Here is an 18,470-nt window from a genome sequence, read left to right as displayed (position 1 = left end):
CAACAATGGCGGACGCCAAGGTCATTCCGTTCGACGACGACCGGTCCCGCGGGAGCGCCGCACAGCGCCCGGCGCGGCGCCGCGGCACGGGCAGCCGGCGCGGCGGTCTCGGCGAGTCCGGGACCGGGTCCGGGGAGATGGGTGAGGTCCAGCCCCTGCCCGGGCGGGCGCGGGCGCGGGAAGATGGGCCTGTGAGCCGCGAGAAGAAGCCGCAGGAGCCGCTTGAGCGGCCGGGTACCGGCGGGCCCGGCAGCGGCCTGGAGCGGCGTGTGGCGGCCGGGCTGGCCTTTCTGCGGCGCCGGCTCACCGGGGAGTACGACGTCGACGACTTCGGTTACGACGAGGAGCTGACCGACCAGGTCCTGATGTCGCTGCTGCGGCCGGTGTACGAGAAGTACTTCCGGGTCGAGGTGAAGGGCATCGAGAACGTCCCGGCGAAGGGCGGGGCGCTGATCGTCGCCAACCATTCCGGGACGCTGCCGCTGGACGGGCTGATGATGCAGGTCGCGGTGCACGACCAGCACCCGGCCGACCGTCATCTACGGCTGCTGGCGGCCGACTTGGTCTTCGTGCTGCCGGTGGTCAACGAGCTGGCCCGCAAGCTGGGGCACACCCTGGCCTGCGCGGAGGACGCCGAGCGGCTGCTGGCCCAGGGTGAGCTGGTCGGGGTGATGCCGGAGGGCTTCAAGGGCATCGGGAAACCTTTCAGCGAGCGGTACAAGCTGCAGCGGTTCGGGCGGGGCGGGTTCGTGTCGACCGCGCTGCGGCAGGGGGCGCCGATCATTCCGTGCTCGATCGTGGGGGCGGAGGAGATCTACCCGATGATCGGCAACGCGAAGACGCTGGCGCGGGTGCTGGGCTTCCCGTACTTCCCGCTGACACCGACGTTCCCCTGGCTCGGCCCGCTGGGCGCGATTCCGCTGCCGACGAAGTGGACGATCCAGTTCGGGGAGCCGATTCCGACGGACGGGTATCCGGCGGAGGCGGCGGAGGATCCGATGCTGATGTTCAACCTGACCGATCAGGTGCGGGAGCAGATTCAGCACACGCTGTACAAGCTGTTGGTGCAGCGGCGGTCGGTGTTCTTCTGATTCCTTGCCCACCCACCCGCCCGACTCGGTCGGCTGCGAGGGTGCCGCGGGGGGAAGCTGCCGACTCGGTGTCGTTCGGGGGCCCGGCGCTTGTCCTGCCTCGGCTTTCCCATCCGGCCGCCCGTGACTCCGCGCCCGGGAAGGTGCCGACCCGCAGTGTGGGGGGCGCCCCGCTCGGGAAGGGCGCCCCCCACACTGTCGTGGCCGTATCGCCGCTAGTGCGTCTCCTCGCCCTCGATGCCGAGGCCCGGCAGGAGGCCGGGGAGGAGCGGGGGGAGGGTGACGTCGGGGGCGGGGGTCGGGGACTTGCTGGTGGGCGGGGTACTGCTGCCGGTGCCGGTCTTCGGTGGCTCCAGCAGTCCGCCCGTGTCGCCGCCGATGAGACCCATGCCGCTGCTGCCGGTGGCCGAACCGCTCGGGTCGCCGGAGCGTGCGTGCTTGCCGGAGGACGGGGTGCTGCCGGAGGAGCTGGGCGCCGACGACCGGTGGCCCCCGGAGGAGCCGGAGGATGCCGAGCCGGAGCCCTGCCGCTTGCCGTCGCCGCCCTGGGCGGGTGACTGCGGGAGCAGGGACTGCAGCGGGGCGACCTCTTGGTCTATGGCGTCGAACACCGACGAGACCTGTTGTTTGACGTCTCCGAGCTGTACGGGCAGCTTGTGGCTCAGCGCCGTCCACACCTCGCGGTGCGCGCGGGAGAACGTGGACAGGGCCTGGATGGGACCGAGCGACTGGGGGTCGGCCTCGTAGGCCTCGTGGAGCAGGCGGTGGCCCTCGGTGACGTCCTGCCGCATGCCGGAGAGCGTGCGCCGGATCTCGCTGATGGACTCGTGGTCGAGGTGTCCGCCACGGCCTCGCTCCATCAGCCGGCGGGCCTCGCTGAGCCGGGTGGAGGCCTGGTCGAGGTAGGTCTGGCCGCGCTGGTCGTCGCCGTTGGTCAGGTAGTTGAGCTTGAAGTCCTCGATGCCGCGTTTGAGGCCGTAGAGGGAGTCACCGGGCAGGGCGTCCGAGCTGGCGGCGGCGACTCCGCCGAAGGCTCCCGCGGCCACGCCCACGCTGAGCCCGCCCGCCGCGAGCCCCTTGGTCAGCCGGGAGCGCGGTCGGAGCTTGCCCAGCGGGCTCGCCCGGTGCGCGCCCCGTGACCGGGAGGAACGCTGTTCCGGTACCGACGCGTCCGCCGCCCCCGTGCCCTCCTGGAGCATGGCCTCCATCGCGGCCACCAGCTGGGCCCGCTGCACGACCTTGACCTCGGGGTCGAGGTGCGGCTTGGGCAGCGCGCCGAGATCCGCGGCCAGGGCCAGCAGCTCGCCCTGCTCGGTCTGTTCCTCGGCGGTCGGCGGGAAACCCGCCGGGTCTGCGGACTGCTCGGCCGCCGTGTCCCGGTCGGACTGTTCTTCCAGGGCCTGGGCGAAGGCGTTCGCCCGCCGGTGCGCCGATACGTTCGCGATCACTGGCGGCACCTCCTCTCGTCATGACGGTCGACTCCCCAGGGGGTCCTGAGGGTTGCACGCCCGCGACCACTTCACACGATCGAGTGATCAGGGTCGGCCAGGACGTGACCACAGGGAGCCTGTATCCCGCACAACGACTGGCGCGGCACTTGGGTTACGGACGGCGGAGGCCCGGATCGTAAAGGCAACGCGCCTTCACGGAGCGTGAGTTGGGTGTTGCCGAGAGTCGCCCGGTTCAGCGGGCGTCGTCCGGGAGCAGACGGGCGAGTGTGCGTACGGCGCGGTACTGGAGGGTCTTGATGGCGCCCTCGTTCTTGCCCATGACGCGGGCGGTTTCGGCGACGGAGAGGCCCTGGAGGAAGCGGAGGGTCACGCACTCCTGCTGCTGCGGGTTGAGCCGGCGCACGGCGTCCAGTAGCGCGGCGTTCGACAGGGACTCCAGGACGGAGTCCTCCGGGGAGCGCTCGACCTCGTTGGCGTCGAGCATCTCGCCGGTGGTGACCTCCAGCCGGAAGCGGCTGGACTTGAAGTGGTCGGCGACCAGGTTGCGGGCGATCGTGACCAGCCAGGCGCCGAAGTCGCGGCCCTGCCAGGTGAACGTGCCGATCCTGCGCAGCGCCCGCAGAAAGGTCTCACTGGTGAGGTCCTCGGCCGTGGCCCGGCCGCCGACGCGGTAGTAGATGTACCGGTACACCGTGTCGCTGTACTGGTCGTACAGCCGGCCGAAGGCCTCGGCCTCGCCGGCCTGGGCGCGCTCGACCAGGTCCATCATCCGGGCGCTGTCGCTGTCCGCGGCCGGACGGCGGGCGGTGGTGGCGCCGGCGGAGCGCCCTCGTCTGCCGACGGCCGCGCTGCTCTCGGCCAGTGCGTAGCACGGGCCGACGGGCGCGGCGGTGGCTAGGGCGGGGACGGCGTACGCGGTGGGGACGAGGCCGCGCAGCGTCAGTTTGACCGTTGCGACTGTTGCGCGCAGCGTAGCCAGGCCCGAGGCGTCAACCCCGACGTGTGGGTACACGGGACTCCCAGAGGCAGAGCTTCCATCACGTGCAGTGCGGGACCGTTCACCCGTCGTAGCGACGGAGGGGTACCGGTTTGCGTCTGAGGAGAATAACGCTTCGTGCAGGCACTGCTACACCGAGTTGCTCAAATCATCGATTGCGTCGCTTCTGTTATCGAATGACGCCTCATCAAGTTCCGCACTTTGATCGCTTGTTGACCGGAATCTGGCCGGTTTCGGTGAGGTACAGGGCGTGTTGAAATGGCCGCGGCATAATCACGGGCGCGCGGCCCTGTGGTGGGGCGGGGGCCCGCAGCCACGGCGCGGATGCGGGTGCGGCCACTGCAACCCCCTAGGGGCGCGGGCTGTTCGATATGCGGCTCCGCCGCGTGGGCGCGACCAGCCCGCCACGGGCCGTGGCCGGGTGACGGGCTGCGGCGCCACGGCGATCGGCCGCCGCAGCGCGGGGCTATCGCCGGCGTCGGCTCAGGGCAATGGCGGCCGCTGTGCCACCGGCAACCGCACCCACCCCGGCCGCCGCCGGAATGCCCACCTTCGCCGCCTTGCGGCCCGTGCGGTAGTCCCGCAGGCGCCAGTCCTTCTCCCGGGCGTGCCTGCGCAGCTTGGCGTCGGGGTTGATGGCGTAGGGGTGGCCGACGAGGGACAGCATCGGGATGTCGTTGTGGCTGTCGCTGTAGGCCGCGCAGCGGGAGAGGTCGAGGCCCTCCGCCGCGGCCAGGGCGCGGACCGCCTCCGCCTTCGCCGGGCCGTGCAGGGGCTCGCCGACCAGCTTGCCGGTGTAGACGCCGTCCACCGACTCCGCGACCGTGCCGAGCGCGCCGGTGAGGCCCAGGCGGCGGGCGATCACCTGGGCGATCTCCACCGGGGCGGCGGTGACCAGCCACACCTTCTGCCCGGCGTCCAGGTGGGCCTGGGCCAGGGCACGGGTGCCGGGCCAGATGCGGTCGGCCATGTACTCGTCGTAGATCTCCTCGCCGATCGACTCGAGCTCGGCGACCCGGTGGCCCTTGACGATCGACAGCGCCGAGTCGCGGGCGTCCTGCATGTGCTCGGGGTCCTCGACGCCGGCCAGCCGGAACCACGCCTGCTGCCAGGCGAACCTGGCGAGGTCGCGCGTCTCGAAGAACTTCCGCTTGTACAGGCCCCGGCCGAAGTGGAACAGTGCGGCGCCCTGCATGACGGTGTTGTCGAGGTCGAAGAAGGCAGCCGCCTTCTCGTCGCCGATGACGGGGAACTCCGGTTCCCGGTCGGCGACCTGCGGGGCCTCCTGCGAGGACTTGCGGGCAGCCTCCGCCGAGGCCTCGCCTGCCAATACGCTGCGTGCCGTGGCGGAGCGCCTACGGGGAGCGAGCCATCCGAGAGCGGCCATGTCGTGAGCATAGCCAGTTTGTTCGGTGCTTCCGGAGTTCAGAGGTTGGGTGTGTGTGAACTCTCCGCGACCGAGCCGTTAAAGACCTGATCGGAAGCGGGCGCGGCGCGCGCGAGAATGGCCGGTATGAGTCCTCTTTTCCGGCGCAAGGCCGACCCGACCGACCCCCGTGACCGGCAGGTCACGCTGATCCGCAAGCCCGGCTGCCATCTGTGCGACGACGCGCAGGTCGTCGTCGAGAAGGTCTGCGGGGAGCTGGGCGTGTCCTGGGAGCAGAAGGACATCACCGAGGACCGGGCCCTGCACGACCAGTACTGGGAGCAGATCCCGGTCGTACTGATCGACGGTGAACAGCACACCTTCTGGCGCGTGAACGAGGAGCGGCTGCGCCGGGCACTGACCGACTAGTCCAAACCGGTCGGAACGTCGCTTAGGATCGACGGCGGACTGATCTCGGGGGCGGGATTCGTGAGGAGAGTGTGCGGTTTTGCCCCCAGTAACGAAGGAACGTCGGTGCGTATGCGCCGGTTCCCGTCGAGGGCGTGGAAGGTGCGTGACCCCGGTCACTTCTGCCGGGCAAATCGGACACCATCTTTGTGCACGCGTTCACAAAGACATAGCCTGCTGTCGACGGGGCGGTCTGGGGACGTATGACCGCCCGCAGCCCCGCTCTACCCGCAGGAGCACCGTGGCAACTGGCCGAACACACCGACCGGCGACCCGTAGCCGAGGGATTCCCGAGGCCACCGTCGCCAGGCTTCCGCTGTACCTCCGAGCCCTGACCGCGCTGTCGGAGCGCTCGGTACCCACGGTCTCCTCCGAGGAGCTCGCGGCCGCGGCGGGGGTCAACTCCGCCAAGCTGCGCAAGGACTTCTCGTACCTGGGCTCCTACGGAACGCGCGGTGTCGGCTACGACGTGGAGTATCTCGTCTACCAGATCTCCCGTGAACTCGGCCTGACCCAGGACTGGCCGGTTGTCATCGTCGGTATCGGTAACCTCGGCGCCGCCCTGGCCAATTACGGCGGGTTCGCCTCCCGCGGCTTCCGCGTGGCCGCGCTGATCGACGCCGATCCCGCCATGGCCGGGAAGCCCGTGGCCGGTATCCCGGTGCAGCACACCGACGACCTCGAGAAGATCATCAAGGACAACGGCGTCTCCATCGGCGTCATCGCCACGCCCGCCGGTGCCGCCCAGCAGGTCTGCGACCGGCTCGTGGCCGCCGGGGTCACCTCCATCCTGAACTTCGCGCCGACCGTGCTGTCCGTCCCGGACGGCGTCGACGTGCGCAAGGTCGACCTGTCGATCGAACTCCAGATCCTCGCCTTCCACGAACAGCGCAAGGCCGGCGAGGAGACCCCCCTGGAGACCGCGGCGGGCGACGGCGCGCTGCCCGCGACCGCTCCCCGCGGCGTGACCGGCGAGGATTCCGCAGACCAGGGGCCCGACGGGGACGTACCCGCCGTGATGCCGGCATGAGTCTCCTCGTCGTCGGGCTGAGCCACCGCAGCGCACCGGTCAGCGTGCTGGAGCGGGCCGCGCTGAGCACGGACGCCCAGAGCAAGCTGCTGCAGGACACGGTCGCCGCCGAACCCGCCACCGAGGCCGCGGTGCTCGCCACCTGCAACCGCATCGAGCTGTACGCCGACGTGGACAAGTTCCACGCCGGTGTGGCCGAGCTGTCCACACTGCTCGCCCAGCACAGCGGTGTCGGCCTGGAGGAGCTCACCCCCTATCTCTACGTGCACTACGAGGACCGGGCCGTCCACCACCTGTTCTCGGTGGCCTGCGGCCTGGACTCGATGGTCGTCGGCGAGGGGCAGATCCTCGGCCAGATCAAGGACTCCCTGGCCCGGGCGCAGGAGCTGCACACCGCCGGCAGGCTCCTGAACGACCTGTTCCAGCAGGCCCTCAGGGTCGGCAAGCGCGCCCACTCCGAGACCGGCATCGACCGCGCCGGGCAGTCCCTGGTCACCTTCGGACTGGAGCAGCTGGCGGTCGGCGCAGCCGTCGAGGACTGGGCCCGGGGCAAGAAGGCGCTGGTCATCGGCGCCGGGTCGATGTCCTCGCTGGCCGCCGCCACGCTGGCGCGGGCCGGGGTCGCCGAGGTCGTCGTCGCCAACCGCACCTTCGACCGCGCCGAGCGGCTCGCCCAGATACTCACCGAGGCCGACGACAACGCGGTGACCGCCCGCGCGGTACGGATGGACGCCGTGCCGGGCGAGCTGACACGTGCCGACGTCGTCGTCTCCTGTACCGGGGCGACAGGCCTGGTGCTCACGGCCGCGGCGGTCGCGCAGGCGGTCGAGGGCCGCACCGGCGCGCCCGTCGCCGAGATCGCCGACAGCGGTCGTACGGCCCCGAAGGCCGCCGGCACCGCCCTGCCGGCCGCCGGCAGCGACGAGAACTGCCCGCTGGACCTGGCCGCCGTACAGCCCGGCTTCTCCCTCATGGGCGAGGCCGCCGTCGCCGGCATGGACGCGGCCACCCTGGAGCAGCACGCGGCCTGGGTCGCCGGAGGAACGATCGACCGCCGGGAGCGCCGTACCCCCGAGGCGGACGCCGAGCTGATCACCGCGCTCGCCGCGACCGCCGCGGCCGTGGGCCGGATCCCCGAGCGGCGCAGGCCGCAGCCGCAGGCCGAGCGCCCGGCGCCCTTCTTCTTCCTGCTCGACCTGGCGATGCCCCGGGACATCGACGCGGCCGTGCACCGGCTGGCCGGGGTACGCCTGGTGGACATCGAGTCCCTCGCCGAGGCCTCCGCCGACGCGCCGATGGCGGCCGACGTGGACCTGGTCCGGCGTATCGTCTCCGACGAGGTCGCGGCCTTCGGCGCGGCACAGCGGGCGGCGCACATCACGCCGACCGTGGTCGCGTTGCGCACCATGGCCGCCGACGTCGTCGCCAGTGAGATCGCGCGGCTCGACGGCCGCCTGCCCGACCTGGACGAACGCCAGCGCGGCGAGATCCGCCAGGCCGTGCACCGGGTCGTCGACAAGCTGCTGCACGCGCCGACCGTACGGGTCAAGCAGCTCGCGGCCGAGCCCGGCGGCGCCGGGTACGCGGACGCGCTGCGCACCCTGTTCGACCTCGACCCCGAGACGGTCGCCGCCGTCTCCCGGGCCGGGGACAGCACAGACGAGAAGGACCGACCGGCATGAGTGAGAATCCACTGAGGCTGGGCACCAGGCGGAGCAAGCTCGCCCTGGCCCAGTCCGGGCAGGTGGCGGAGGCCGTCCGCCGGGTGACCGGGCGGCCCGTCGAGCTGGTCGAGATCACCACGTACGGCGATGTCTCCCGCGAGGCCCTCGCGCAGATCGGCGGCACCGGCGTGTTCGTCACGGCGCTGCGCGACGCGCTGCTGAGGGGCGAGGTCGACTTCGCGGTTCATTCGCTCAAGGACCTGCCGACCGCGCAGCCGGAGGAGCTGGTCCTGGCCGCCGTACCGGAGCGCGAGGACCCGCGGGACGTGATCGTCGCCCGGGACGCGCTGAAGTTCACGGACCTGGCTGCGTCTTCCCCGAAGGGGGTTGCGCGCATCGGCACCGGTGCGCCGCGCCGCATGGCGCAGCTGAACGCGTACGCCCGCGCCCACGGCCTGGACATAGAGACGGTCCCGATACGCGGCAACGTCGACACCCGCATCCGGTACGTCCGGGACGGCGAACTCGACGCGGTCGTCCTGGCCGCCGCCGGACTGAACCGGATCGGCCGGATCGACGAGGTGACCGACTTCCTGTCGGTCGACACAGTTCTGCCCGCCCCCGGCCAGGGGGCCCTGGCGATCGAGTGTGCCGCGGGCAACGCGGACCTGATCGCGGCACTCGGCGAACTCGACGACCCGTTCACGCGGGCCGCCGTGACCGCCGAACGGTCACTGCTCGCCGCCCTGGAGGCCGGTTGCAGCGCCCCCGTGGGCGCGCTGGCCGACCTGCTGGCCGACGGGCAGTTTGTCAAGGAAATGCGCCTGCGGGGCGTCGTCGGCACGACCGACGGCACCCGCATGGTGCAGCTGTCCACCACCGGTCCCGTGCCCCAGACGCACGACCAGGCGTGGGCACTCGGTCGCGAACTCGCCACCGAGATGCTCGCCCAGGGCGCGGCCGGTCTGATGGGGGAGCGAGCACATTGAGCCCCACCGCCCTTCCTGCCGCCGGTCCTGAGCACGGGCACGTCACCTTCCTCGGTGCCGGACCCGGAGATCCGGGACTGCTGACTCTGCGCGCCGTGGAGGCGCTGTCGAGCGCGGACGTCCTGATCGCCGAGCACGAGGTGCTCGACGTGATCCGGACGCACGCCCGACAGGGCGTCTCCGTGGTCCGCACGGACGCAGACCCTTCTTCGGTCTCGCCGCCGGGCACGGGCACGCCCCAGCTGACGGTCGTTGACGGCACGTCAACACCCGCCGCTGTCCCGGCCGCTGCCCGGGATGCCGCTCATCTTGTCATGGAGGCTGCGCGGGGCGGCAGGCGGGTCGTCCGTGCGGTGTCCGGCGACCCGGGACTTGATACGTACGCGGCCGAGGAAATGCTCGCCTGCGCGGCCGCCGGGGTGCCCTTCGAGGTCGTCCCCGGTGTCGCGGCGGCGGTCGGCGTGCCCGCGTACGCCGGTGTGCCGCTGCGGGACGCCGAGGGCGCGGACGTCCGGTTCGTGGACGCCCGTACGGCCTCGGACCGCTGCTGGACCGAGGTGGGCGCGTCGGACGGCACGGTCGTCGTCTCGACGACGCTGGACTCGGTGGCCGCCGCGGCGGGCGAGCTGGTCTCGGCGGGCCGCAAGCCCGACACCCCCCTGTCGGTCACGATCGCCGGTACGACGACCCGCCAGCGCACCTGGACGGCGACGCTCGGCACGATCGCGCAGACCCTGAAGCAGGCGAAGGTCCTGCCGTCCCCCGACGGCGGCCGGCCGGTGATAGCCGTGGTCGGCGAGCGCAGCGCCGCCGCCCGGCGCGACCAGTTGTCGTGGTTCGAGTCCAAGCCGCTGTTCGGCTGGAAGGTGCTCGTGCCGCGCACGAAGGAGCAGGCGGCGTCGCTCTCCGACCAGCTGCGGTCCTACGGCGCCGTGCCGCACGAGGTCCCGACGATCGCGGTGGAGCCCCCGCGCACCCCGCAGCAGATGGAGCGCGCGGTCAAGGGCCTGGTGACCGGCCGCTACGAGTGGATCGCGTTCACCTCGGTCAACGCGGTGAAGGCGGTCCGGGAGAAGTTCGAGGAGTACGGCCTTGATGCTCGGGCTTTTGCGGGTATCAAGGTGGCTGCGGTGGGCGAGCAGACCGCGAAGGCGCTGGTGGCCTTCGGCGTGAAGCCGGACCTGGTGCCCAGCGGCGAGCAGTCGGCCGCGGGTCTGCTGGAGGACTGGCCGCCGTACGACCCGGTGTTCGACCCGATCGACCGTGTCTTCCTGCCCCGTGCCGACATCGCCACGGAGACGCTGGTCGCCGGCCTGATCGAGCTCGGCTGGGAGGTGGACGACGTCACGGCCTACCGGACCGTGCGCGCCTCGCCGCCGCCGGCCGAGACCCGCGAGGCGATCAAGGGCGGCGGCTTCGACGCCGTTCTCTTCACGTCGTCGTCCACGGTGCGCAACCTGGTCGGCATCGCGGGCAAGCCGCACAACGTGACGGTGATCGCGTGCATCGGCCCGGCCACGGCGAAGACGGCCGAGGAACACGGCCTGCGGGTGGACGTCATGGCGCCCGAGCCGTCCGTGCACAAGCTGGCGGAGGCGCTGGCCGACTTCGGCATGAAGCGGCGTGCTGCCGCGCTGGAGGCGGGGGACCCGGTGACGCGGCCCAGTGAGCGGCGGCCGGGGGCGCGCAGGCGGCGGTCCACGACGTGAGGTGCGGCGGGTGCCCTGTCCAGGGCACCCGCACGCTCAGTGGTCGGGGGCGTACGGCAGGAAGCGTGCTCGGGGATGGTTGCCACCTCGGCGCAGTCCTGATCGAATCACCTTCTTCGTCACTGCGCGTCTGCGATGCTGACCGGCATGGGTGGGGGAGAACGACGACGTGCGGCCCGCTGGCTACGGCGGCGTGCTGCGGCGGTGGCGTTGACATGCTTCGGGGTCACGGCCGCTGTGCTGCATGTCCTGGCACCTGGGCTGAAGATCGACGGTGTCACGGTCGCGCTGCTGGCGGTGGCAGCGGTGCCGTGGCTCGGGGATCTGGTCCGCAGTATCGACGTGCCAGGGTTCGTGAGGATCGAGTTTCAGGACATGCGGCGCCAGCTGGAGGCGGCCCAGCGGACGGCGAACGCGGCTCTCGTGGGTGATGAACCGGGCGGCGGCGCAGTGGACGACACAGCCGCGTTGGGCGCGGTCCGGGAACTGGCGGCCGATTATGTGAAGGTACGCGATGAGCTGCCCAGCGGTCCGGCGCGCACCCACCGGATGGACCAGATCTTCGCCCGCCTGGTACGAGCGACGCAGCGGGTGCGGGAGTTCGACGCCGAGACGCTGCTGCGCTCGCAGGACGCCGGGTTGCGGCTCGCGGCCTACGCGCGCCTGTACGCGCTGCCCGAACGGGAGCTGCTGGACGCGCTGGTCGACGTGGTGACCGCTGAACCGCTCTCCTTCAACCAGTACTGGGGGCTGCGCGTGGTCGGCAGGGTGGTGGAGGAGATGGGAGCGGAGCACGTTCCGCTCGGCGTTGTTCGCCGGTTGGAGGAGTTCCGCTCCCGGATGCCGCGCGACAGCGACCGGGGCCAGCTCGCCGATCGTGTGCTCAGCGAGTTCGGCGAGGGATGACCGCCGGCCGCTGTTCGGTCAGGCCCCCGTGCCGCCCGCGTAGTCGCTGTTGAACGTCGTCTCGATCGTCTGGGCCACCGGCTGGGCCACGCCCGTGCCGGTGAGGATGATGCCCAGCTCGCGGTTGTTGCTCAGGGAGTTGCTGCTGATGTTCATGGAGCCGGCCTCGACCTCCTGGGTGGACAGGCCGTAGTCCGCGACCATGGCCTTGGCGTGGATGTAGAAGCCGTTGGGGTCGGAGTAGCCGACGACCGTGCCGCCGGCGGCCTTGACGGCGGAGACCTCGGTGGAGTAGCTGGAAGGATTCTCCAGGACCACGCGGACCTTCACGCCGGCCTTGGCGCGGGCCACGATCGCGTTGACCACCGTGCTGTCGCTGAACTCCAGCTCCTCCACGTCCAGGCTCTTGGTCGCGGAGTTGATGAAGGACACCAGGCGGTTGCGGGAGTCGGTGGGGGACCACAGCAGGTGGTCGCCGTCGGTGGGGGTGATCGAGGTCGCCGTGTAGTCGGCGTTGAACACCTTCTCGATGGAGGCGACGTCGCGCGTGTCGTCGGTGAAGACCCCGTAGTCGCGGCTGGTCGTGTAGTACTGCGCCGTCAGGTTGCCGGTCATGACCAGGGACTTGACGCCGTCGACGGTGATCGTCTTCTGGTGGGTGTAGACGTAGGCGGAGGACGACCAGACCACGCCTATGCCCGCGTTCTTCAGCGACGTGTACGCCGAGTTGTTGGCGCTCTGGTGCTGACGGTCGAGGATGACGCGGACCGTGACGCCCTTGTTCTTCAGGGCTATGAGGTCGTTGACGGCCGTGGTGTCCTCCAGCTCGTACATGGTCATGTCGAGCGTGCTGGTGGCCGAGTTGATGAAGTCGTAGATCGTGGGCTGGCTGCCGGTCTGGGAGAAGGCGAACGCCGAGTAGCTCGCGGCGTTCGCGGGGACGGCCGTGGCGACGACGGCGGCGCCGGCGGTCAGGGCGATGGCCGCGCGGGTGAGGACCTTCCGCAGCATGCGTGACTCCTGGGTTCACGGGTGGTGCACGGCGAGGAGGGGTGGCGCGGGCATGACACCACGCGCGTAGAACACCCGGGAGGCACGCGGATCCAGGGATCGCCAGGAGAGCGCAAAGACTTCGTATGACGGCGCCGGTTTGCCCGTGAATGGGCTCGCTGTGGGCCGCCTGTCAGCCGCCGAACGGGCCGACACGGCGTCGGCAAAGAGGGGGGCCGGGCGGGCGTAGCGTAGGGGGCATGACGAAGTACGGATCCTTTCCCGGTACGCGTCCTAGGCGACTGCGGACCTCGCCCGTCATGCGGCGGATGGTCGCCGAGACGCGACTGCACCCCGCCGACTTCATCCTCCCCGCCTTCATCCGTGAGGGCGTGAGCGAGCCCGTGCCGATCGCCGCCATGCCCGGTGTCGTCCAGCACACCCGCGACAGCCTGAAGAAGGCCGCGCTGGAGGCCGTGGAGGCCGGGGTCTCCGGGATCATGCTGTTCGGCGTGCCGGAGGAGTCCAGCAAGGACGCCCAGGGCACGGCCGGCACCGACCCGGACGGAATCCTGCAGGTCGCCCTCCGCGACGTGCGGGCCGAGGTCGGCGACGACCTGCTCGTCATGTCCGACCTGTGCCTGGACGAGTTCACCGACCACGGGCACTGCGGCGTCCTCGACGCCGAGGGCCGTGTCGACAACGACGCCACCCTGGAGCGGTACGCCGAGATGGCCCAGGTGCAGGCCGACGCCGGCGCCCATGTCGTCGGGCCCAGCGGCATGATGGACGGCCAGATCGGCGTCGTACGCGACGCGCTCGACCAGATCGGGCGCGAGGACGTGGCGATCCTCGCCTACACGGCCAAGTACTCATCCGCCTTCTACGGCCCCTTCCGCGAGGCCGTCGCCTCCTCGCTCCAGGGCGACCGCAAGACCTACCAGCAGGACCCCGCCAACTGGCGCGAGTCCCTGCGGGAGTTGTCCCTCGACCTGAAGGAGGGCGCGGACATGGTCATGGTCAAGCCGGCCGGACCGTACCTCGACATCCTCGCCCGGGTCGCGGACGCCGTGGACGTGCCCGTCGCCGCGTACCAGATCTCCGGCGAGTACTCGATGATCGAGGCCGCTGCCGAGAAGGGCTGGGTCGACCGCGACCGGGCCATCTTCGAGACCCTGACCGGCATCAAGCGCGCCGGGGCCCGGAACATCCTCACCTACTGGGCGACCGAGGCGGCGCGGAAGCTGCGCTGACCTCGTCGGGGGAGGGGGCAGCGGGGTCCGCCGCTGCGACGCGTACGGACCGTCCGGATCGCGGAATTAACGGTGTAGGCGGCACGTACTTCTCTAGCCTGACGGCTCCCCGAGCCGAAGGAGAGCCGCGCCATGACCATCGCCGAGCCCGCCGCCCCGACCGCTGCCCAAGGACGCGCCGCCGTCGCCGGGCCTGCCCCCGTCCCGCCGCCGGCCGCCCGGGCCCAGGCCGTGGGCGGTTCGCCCGTGCGGGACATCCTCGCGGTCACCGCGCGCCCCGAGGTGATCAACTTCGCGGGCGGGCTCCCGGCACCGGAACTCTTCGACCGGGAGGGCATAGCGGCGGCGTTCCAGGAGGTGCTGACGCGGACCCCGGCGCAGGCGCTGCAGTACTCCACCACCGAGGGCGAGCCGGCGCTCCGGGCGGCCCTGGCCGCGCGCAGCACCGCCCGGGGACTGCCCACCACTCCGGACGACCTGCTGATCACCACCGGCTCCCAGCAGGCCCTGTCCCTCCTGGCGACGGCCCTGCTCGATCCCGGTGACACGGTCCTGGTGGAAAACCCCTGCTATCTGGCGGCACTCCAGGTCTTCGGCCTCGCGGGAGCGCGTGTGGTGGCCGTGCCGGGCGACGCGGACGGCGTGGACCCGGGCGCCCTGGAGGAGGCGATCCGCCGCGAACGCCCCAAGCTGCTCTACCTCGTCCCGACCTTCCAGAACCCCACCGGCCGTACGATGCCCGCCCCACGCCGCGCGCAGATCGCCGCCGTCGCCGCCCGTCAGGGCCTGTGGATCGTCGAGGACGACCCGTACGGCGAACTCCGCTACGACGGTGAACCCGTCCCCTGGATCGCCTCCCTTCCCGGCGCCGAGGACCGGACCGTCCTGCTCGGCTCCTTCTCCAAGGTGATGGCCCCCGGCCTGCGCCTCGGCTGGCTGCGCGCGCCCGCCGAGCTGCGCCGCATCTGCGCCGTGGCCAAGCAGGCGGCCGATCTGCACACCCCGACGCTCAACCAGCTCGCCGCGGCACGGTACCTGGACGTCCTGGACGCCCACGTGGCGCGGGTGCGCGCCGTGTACGGCGAACGCCGGGACGCCATGCTGGCCGGGTTGCCCGGCGTGCTTCCGGCCGGGTCGGAGTGGAGCCGGCCCGAGGGCGGCATGTTCCTCTGGGTGCGCCTGCCGGAGCCGTACGACACCCTCGCCCTGCTGCCCCGCGTGGTCGAGCAGAACGTGGCCTACGTCCCCGGGGCGCCCTTCTACGCCGGCACCCCCGACCCCACCACCCTCCGCCTGTGCTTCGTCACCCAGACACCGGAGGAGATCGCGGAGGGGCTGCGCAGGCTGGGACGGGGACTCGGAAGCCTCGGGGGCTGAGGGCGGCGGTGGGTCAGTCCCACCAGAAGGACCAGACGGGCTCCCCGACCAGGTCCTTCGCGTAGGCGCGCAGGGTGTCCCGCTCGCCCTGGAGCACGAGGTCCGGGCAGAACGCGAAGTGCTCCGCCGCCACCGCCTCGGCCTCCTCCCGCGTGGCCGGCGGGGCCGCGACGGACACGACCAGGGTGTCCGGACCGAGGGCCACGACCCGTATGCCGAAGCGGTCCTCCCAGGAGCGCAGCACCGCGCACATCCGGGCCACGTCGGCCTCGTAGTTCACCGGGCCGGTCCAGCCGATCGCGGCCGGTATGTCCGCGGACCGGCGGGCCGGAACCAGCGCGAGGTGCGCGTCCTGGACCTCCGACTCGGGGTCGAGGACCAGCGCGTCCGCGACCTGGCCGGCCCGGGTGTCCGGGTCGGCGGAGAGGGCGGCGGGGGCGGGTGCGAGCCCGGGCCACTCACGCCCGAACGGCTCGATCTCCTCGTCGATGTCGCCGTCCTCCGTCTCCTCCTCCCAGTACTCCGTGAGGACCTCCTCGGCGTCGTGATCGCCGGCGTACGACGTCTCGCCGGGGAGCAGCACCCATTGCTCCACAGTGCCCCCGGCGCTGCCGGCATCCACCAGCACCGGCAGCAGACCGGCCCGTGCCGCCGGCGCGCCCAGCGCCTTCCACGTGCCCGGCGCGGCCGGCTTCTCCGCGTGCCACAGCAGGGGTTCGTGCCAGGGCCCGTCGTACGTCATGTCGACCAGCCGGCCGGGAGGGAGCCGCAGCCCCAGGGAACGGCCGCTGGGGTCGGTTGCCAGCTTGGGCAGCGGGTTGGGAAGAGTCGCCATACCCGTGACTGTAAGGGCCGCCACTGACAACGCCGTTGGGCTGTGTCCGCGAGGAACCCAAGGCCGCCGAACCCTCTCTTACCGGGGGGTGTTGTGATGGGTGGGGACACGGTGACCGTGGTGACGGGAAGGACGGAGGAACGTGCGGATCGGGCGTTACCCGGTGCGGTGGCACATCGTGCTGCTCACCCTGTGGACGGCCATCTGGTTCGTCGTGGCCGAACGCCACGCGGCAGTGTCCTGGCACTATCTCCGCGAGGGCGAGCAACTGCTCTTCGGCCAGGCCTCCGGCGGGGGCCTGGCCCTCTACGCCAACCACCCCGATCTGCAGATCGGCCCCGTCAGCTTCGTGGTCGCCGGCCTCTTCGCACCGTTCCCACCCGACCTGGGTGAGAAACTGGCCGACGCGTTCATGTCCGGCCTCGGCCTGTACATGCTCGTCCTGGTCGGCCGCGCCGCCGCCGACCACTACCTCGGCACCGGCGTCAACCACAAACGCCTCCAGCAACGCGTCCTGATCGCCGGGGCGGCCTTCATCCCCATGTGGGTCGAGGTCTCGGTCCGCTTCGCCCACCTCGACGACGTCCTCGCCCTGTTCTTCACCACGCTCGCGGCACGCGCACTGGTGCAGGGCAACGCGACGGCGGTGGGCGTGTTCCTGGCCCTGGCGGTGGACTCCAAACCCTGGGCGGTGGGCTTCCTGCCGTTGTTGCTGGCCCTGCCCCGCCCGCAGCGCCTGCGCTCGGCGAGCTGGACCGTCGCCCTGGTGGCGGCGGCCTGGCTCCCCTTCTACCTGACGCACCTGGAAACCCTGCAGGCGGCCCGCTTCACCATCCCCAACCAACCGGCGTCCTCGCTGCGCTGGTTCGGCGTGAACGACCCCGCGACCCCCTGGTGGGACCGTCCCGCGCAGATGGCGCTGGGCATGGGCCTCGGCGCCCTGGCGGTACGACGGGGCCGCTGGCCGGCGGTGGTCTTCCTGGCCGCCGACGCCCGCATCCTGCTCGACCCCAGCGTCTACACCTACTACAACGCCTCGGTCCTCCTGGGCACGCTGATCTGGGACTCGATCGGCCAGCGCCGCCTGGTCCCCTGGGTCAGCTGGATCGCCCTGATCTCCCTCTACGGCAGCGCCCTGCTGATCCCGTCGGACTCCACCCGGGGCCTCATACGCCTGGCGTTCTGCCTCGGCTCGGCGGCGTACGTCCTGCTGTGGCCCCAGAGGCCCCCGCGCGGCAGACGGGGCCGACGCGCACAGGGCGAGCCTGCCCGCGCAACCCTCATCAACAGCTGACGGAAGCCGCCCTCGGGCTTGGCCCTTGTCTTTTGCCCCCGGCGCCGCTCGGTTGCCGTGGGGCCGCCCGCTTCTCGGCGATCGTCGTGCTTCCGCGAGCTGCGTCAAGGGCGCTCCCGTTCCGCTGCGCTCCACTCCCGCGTCGGCTTCGCCGCGCCCTGCGGGCCACCCTTGACCCACCTCGCTCCAGCACGGGGGAGAAGCGAGCGGGCAGCCCGGGGAAAGTGGGCGGCTTGGCGGTGCCGGGCCCTTGGGTGGGCTGCGTCCGCGTCCTGGGTTCCGGGGCGCGGTCGCGTCCCGCGAGTCACAGAAGGCGCGGCGATTGGACGTTTTGGGCACCCCCTCGGCCAACTCTCCACCGCGTGACCTGGGGGATTGCCTGCGCCCCCTGACCCTTATCTTCCAATCGGTGTCGCAGGGAGGCGATCAGGCCCAGGACTTCCACCGATCCTTGCTGGTCGCCGGGGTGACAGTGTCCGGTGGTCCGGGTGAAATTCCCTCACCACATCCCCTCGAGGACTTCGTCGAGGAGGCGGTTCCACTCGGTTTCCTCGTCGGCGAGAGGGGTGGGGTCCACTGTGGTGACAGCCTGCCGGAACTCGTAGGCGAACTCCTCCACCTGGTCCTCGTCCTCGGTGTAGGCGTCAGTGAGCTTCCGGAAGGCGCACAGTGTGAAGACGAACGACTCGACATCGCGGTGGAGCAGTTGGCTGTCGCTCTCACCCTCGGGGTACACGTGGATCGTTCCGGTCCGAGGGTCGAGGACGACCAAAGCTGTGACGAGGTACCCGAGTACGAGCCAATGGCGCCGCTCCGGCGGGCACGCCTGGCCTCGACGGCCGAAGAGCGGGCCCAGTTCGTTCGGCGTGGGAAAGCCGCTTTCGGGTTCGGCGCGTGAGGCGAAGGTGCGGTCGGTGGGCAGACCCACACCGGCAAGGAACTCCGCTGCTTTCGCGTCGAGTTCACTGCCGTCGTACTGCGGGTAGTAGTTGACGCCGTCCAGGCCGAACAGACGGATGACGTCTTCGCTGCTCACTGCGTACTTCATGC

The 18,470-nt window shown here is 71.3% G+C and carries 16 protein-coding genes; 10 read left to right on the top strand and 6 right to left on the bottom strand.

Annotation, left to right across the window (positions count from 1 at the left end; all coding sequences use genetic code 11):
* Window positions 1-5: 5 nt before the first annotated feature.
* Window positions 6-1,091, top strand: a complete 1,086-nt coding sequence (locus tag FB563_RS11685; protein ID WP_055709593.1) for a lysophospholipid acyltransferase family protein — start codon at window positions 6-8, stop codon at window positions 1,089-1,091.
* A 215-nt stretch (window positions 1,092-1,306) separates the two neighbouring features.
* Here FB563_RS11685 and FB563_RS11680 read toward each other — a convergent pair whose 3' ends face one another.
* From FB563_RS11680 to FB563_RS11670, 3 genes are all read right to left on the bottom strand, one after another.
* Entirely contained in the window at window positions 1,307-2,539 is a 1,233-nt protein-coding gene (locus FB563_RS11680; RefSeq protein WP_142218625.1) for a DUF5667 domain-containing protein, read from the bottom strand.
* A 235-nt stretch (window positions 2,540-2,774) separates the two neighbouring features.
* Window positions 2,775-3,554: an ECF subfamily RNA polymerase sigma factor, BldN family gene (locus FB563_RS11675; RefSeq protein WP_055706412.1), complete on the bottom strand. Its 780-nt coding sequence runs from the start codon at window positions 3,552-3,554 to the stop codon at window positions 2,775-2,777.
* Window positions 3,555-4,005: 451 nt separating this feature from the next.
* Window positions 4,006-4,926, bottom strand: a complete 921-nt coding sequence (locus tag FB563_RS11670; protein WP_079048787.1) for an HAD family hydrolase — start codon at window positions 4,924-4,926, stop codon at window positions 4,006-4,008.
* A gap of 126 nt (window positions 4,927-5,052) precedes the next feature.
* On the opposite strand from FB563_RS11670, the gene FB563_RS11665 reads away from it, so the two are divergent.
* The 6 genes from FB563_RS11665 to FB563_RS11640 all read left to right on the top strand — a co-directional run bounded on the left by FB563_RS11665 (window position 5,053) and on the right by FB563_RS11640 (window position 11,671).
* Window positions 5,053-5,334 (top strand): glutaredoxin family protein, encoded by a 282-nt coding sequence (locus FB563_RS11665; protein ID WP_055706410.1) that lies wholly within the window; start codon window positions 5,053-5,055, stop codon window positions 5,332-5,334.
* Window positions 5,335-5,614: 280 nt separating this feature from the next.
* Complete coding sequence (locus FB563_RS11660; protein ID WP_055706409.1) at window positions 5,615-6,403, top strand: redox-sensing transcriptional repressor Rex; 789 nt, start codon at window positions 5,615-5,617, stop codon at window positions 6,401-6,403.
* Window positions 6,400-8,085, top strand: a complete 1,686-nt coding sequence (locus tag FB563_RS11655; RefSeq protein WP_055706408.1) for a glutamyl-tRNA reductase — start codon at window positions 6,400-6,402, stop codon at window positions 8,083-8,085. The genes FB563_RS11660 and FB563_RS11655 overlap by 4 nt, the downstream gene beginning before the upstream one ends.
* The gene (gene hemC / locus FB563_RS11650) at window positions 8,082-9,056 is read left to right on the top strand and encodes a hydroxymethylbilane synthase (RefSeq protein ID WP_055706407.1); all 975 of its coding nucleotides are present in this window, start codon (window positions 8,082-8,084) and stop codon (window positions 9,054-9,056) included. Before FB563_RS11655 ends, hemC begins: the two co-directional genes overlap by 4 nt.
* Complete coding sequence (locus FB563_RS11645) at window positions 9,053-10,765, top strand: bifunctional uroporphyrinogen-III C-methyltransferase/uroporphyrinogen-III synthase (protein ID WP_055706406.1); 1,713 nt, start codon at window positions 9,053-9,055, stop codon at window positions 10,763-10,765. Before hemC ends, FB563_RS11645 begins: the two co-directional genes overlap by 4 nt.
* Before the next feature lie 204 nt (window positions 10,766-10,969).
* Entirely contained in the window at window positions 10,970-11,671 is a 702-nt protein-coding gene (locus FB563_RS11640; RefSeq protein ID WP_142218624.1) for a hypothetical protein, read from the top strand.
* Between the two features lie 18 nt (window positions 11,672-11,689).
* On the opposite strand, the gene FB563_RS11635 is transcribed toward FB563_RS11640, so the two are convergent.
* The gene (locus tag FB563_RS11635; protein WP_055706404.1) at window positions 11,690-12,682 is read right to left on the bottom strand and encodes a phospholipase D-like domain-containing protein; all 993 of its coding nucleotides are present in this window, start codon (window positions 12,680-12,682) and stop codon (window positions 11,690-11,692) included.
* Window positions 12,683-12,921: 239 nt separating this feature from the next.
* Here FB563_RS11635 and hemB point away from each other — a divergent pair, with 239 nt between their 5' ends.
* Entirely contained in the window at window positions 12,922-13,914 is a 993-nt protein-coding gene (hemB, locus tag FB563_RS11630; RefSeq protein WP_055706403.1) for a porphobilinogen synthase, read from the top strand.
* Between the two features lie 132 nt (window positions 13,915-14,046).
* A complete protein-coding gene (locus tag FB563_RS11625; RefSeq protein WP_055706402.1) occupies window positions 14,047-15,291 on the top strand; it encodes an aminotransferase-like domain-containing protein in 1,245 nt (414 codons plus the stop codon).
* A 13-nt stretch (window positions 15,292-15,304) separates the two neighbouring features.
* Here the strand turns inward: FB563_RS11625 and FB563_RS11620 are convergent, their stop codons facing one another.
* Window positions 15,305-16,126 carry a DUF4253 domain-containing protein gene (locus tag FB563_RS11620; protein ID WP_055706401.1) on the bottom strand — a complete coding sequence of 274 codons (822 nt, stop codon included), beginning with the start codon at window positions 16,124-16,126 and terminating at the stop codon, window positions 15,305-15,307.
* A gap of 142 nt (window positions 16,127-16,268) precedes the next feature.
* Between FB563_RS11620 and FB563_RS11615 the strand changes: the two genes are divergently transcribed.
* Window positions 16,269-17,420 carry a hypothetical protein gene (locus FB563_RS11615; RefSeq protein WP_055706400.1) on the top strand — a complete coding sequence of 384 codons (1,152 nt, stop codon included), beginning with the start codon at window positions 16,269-16,271 and terminating at the stop codon, window positions 17,418-17,420.
* 499 nt (window positions 17,421-17,919) lie between these two features.
* Here the strand turns inward: FB563_RS11615 and FB563_RS11610 are convergent, their stop codons facing one another.
* Entirely contained in the window at window positions 17,920-18,468 is a 549-nt protein-coding gene (locus tag FB563_RS11610; protein WP_055706399.1) for an SUKH-4 family immunity protein, read from the bottom strand.
* Window positions 18,469-18,470 lie beyond the last annotated feature (2 nt).

The sequence above is a fragment of the Streptomyces puniciscabiei genome, assembly GCF_006715785.1.
Lineage (GTDB): Bacteria > Actinomycetota > Actinomycetes > Streptomycetales > Streptomycetaceae > Streptomyces > Streptomyces puniciscabiei.
The sequence above is the reverse complement of the archived record's forward strand: the minus strand, read 5'-3'. Positions and strand labels throughout refer to the sequence as shown.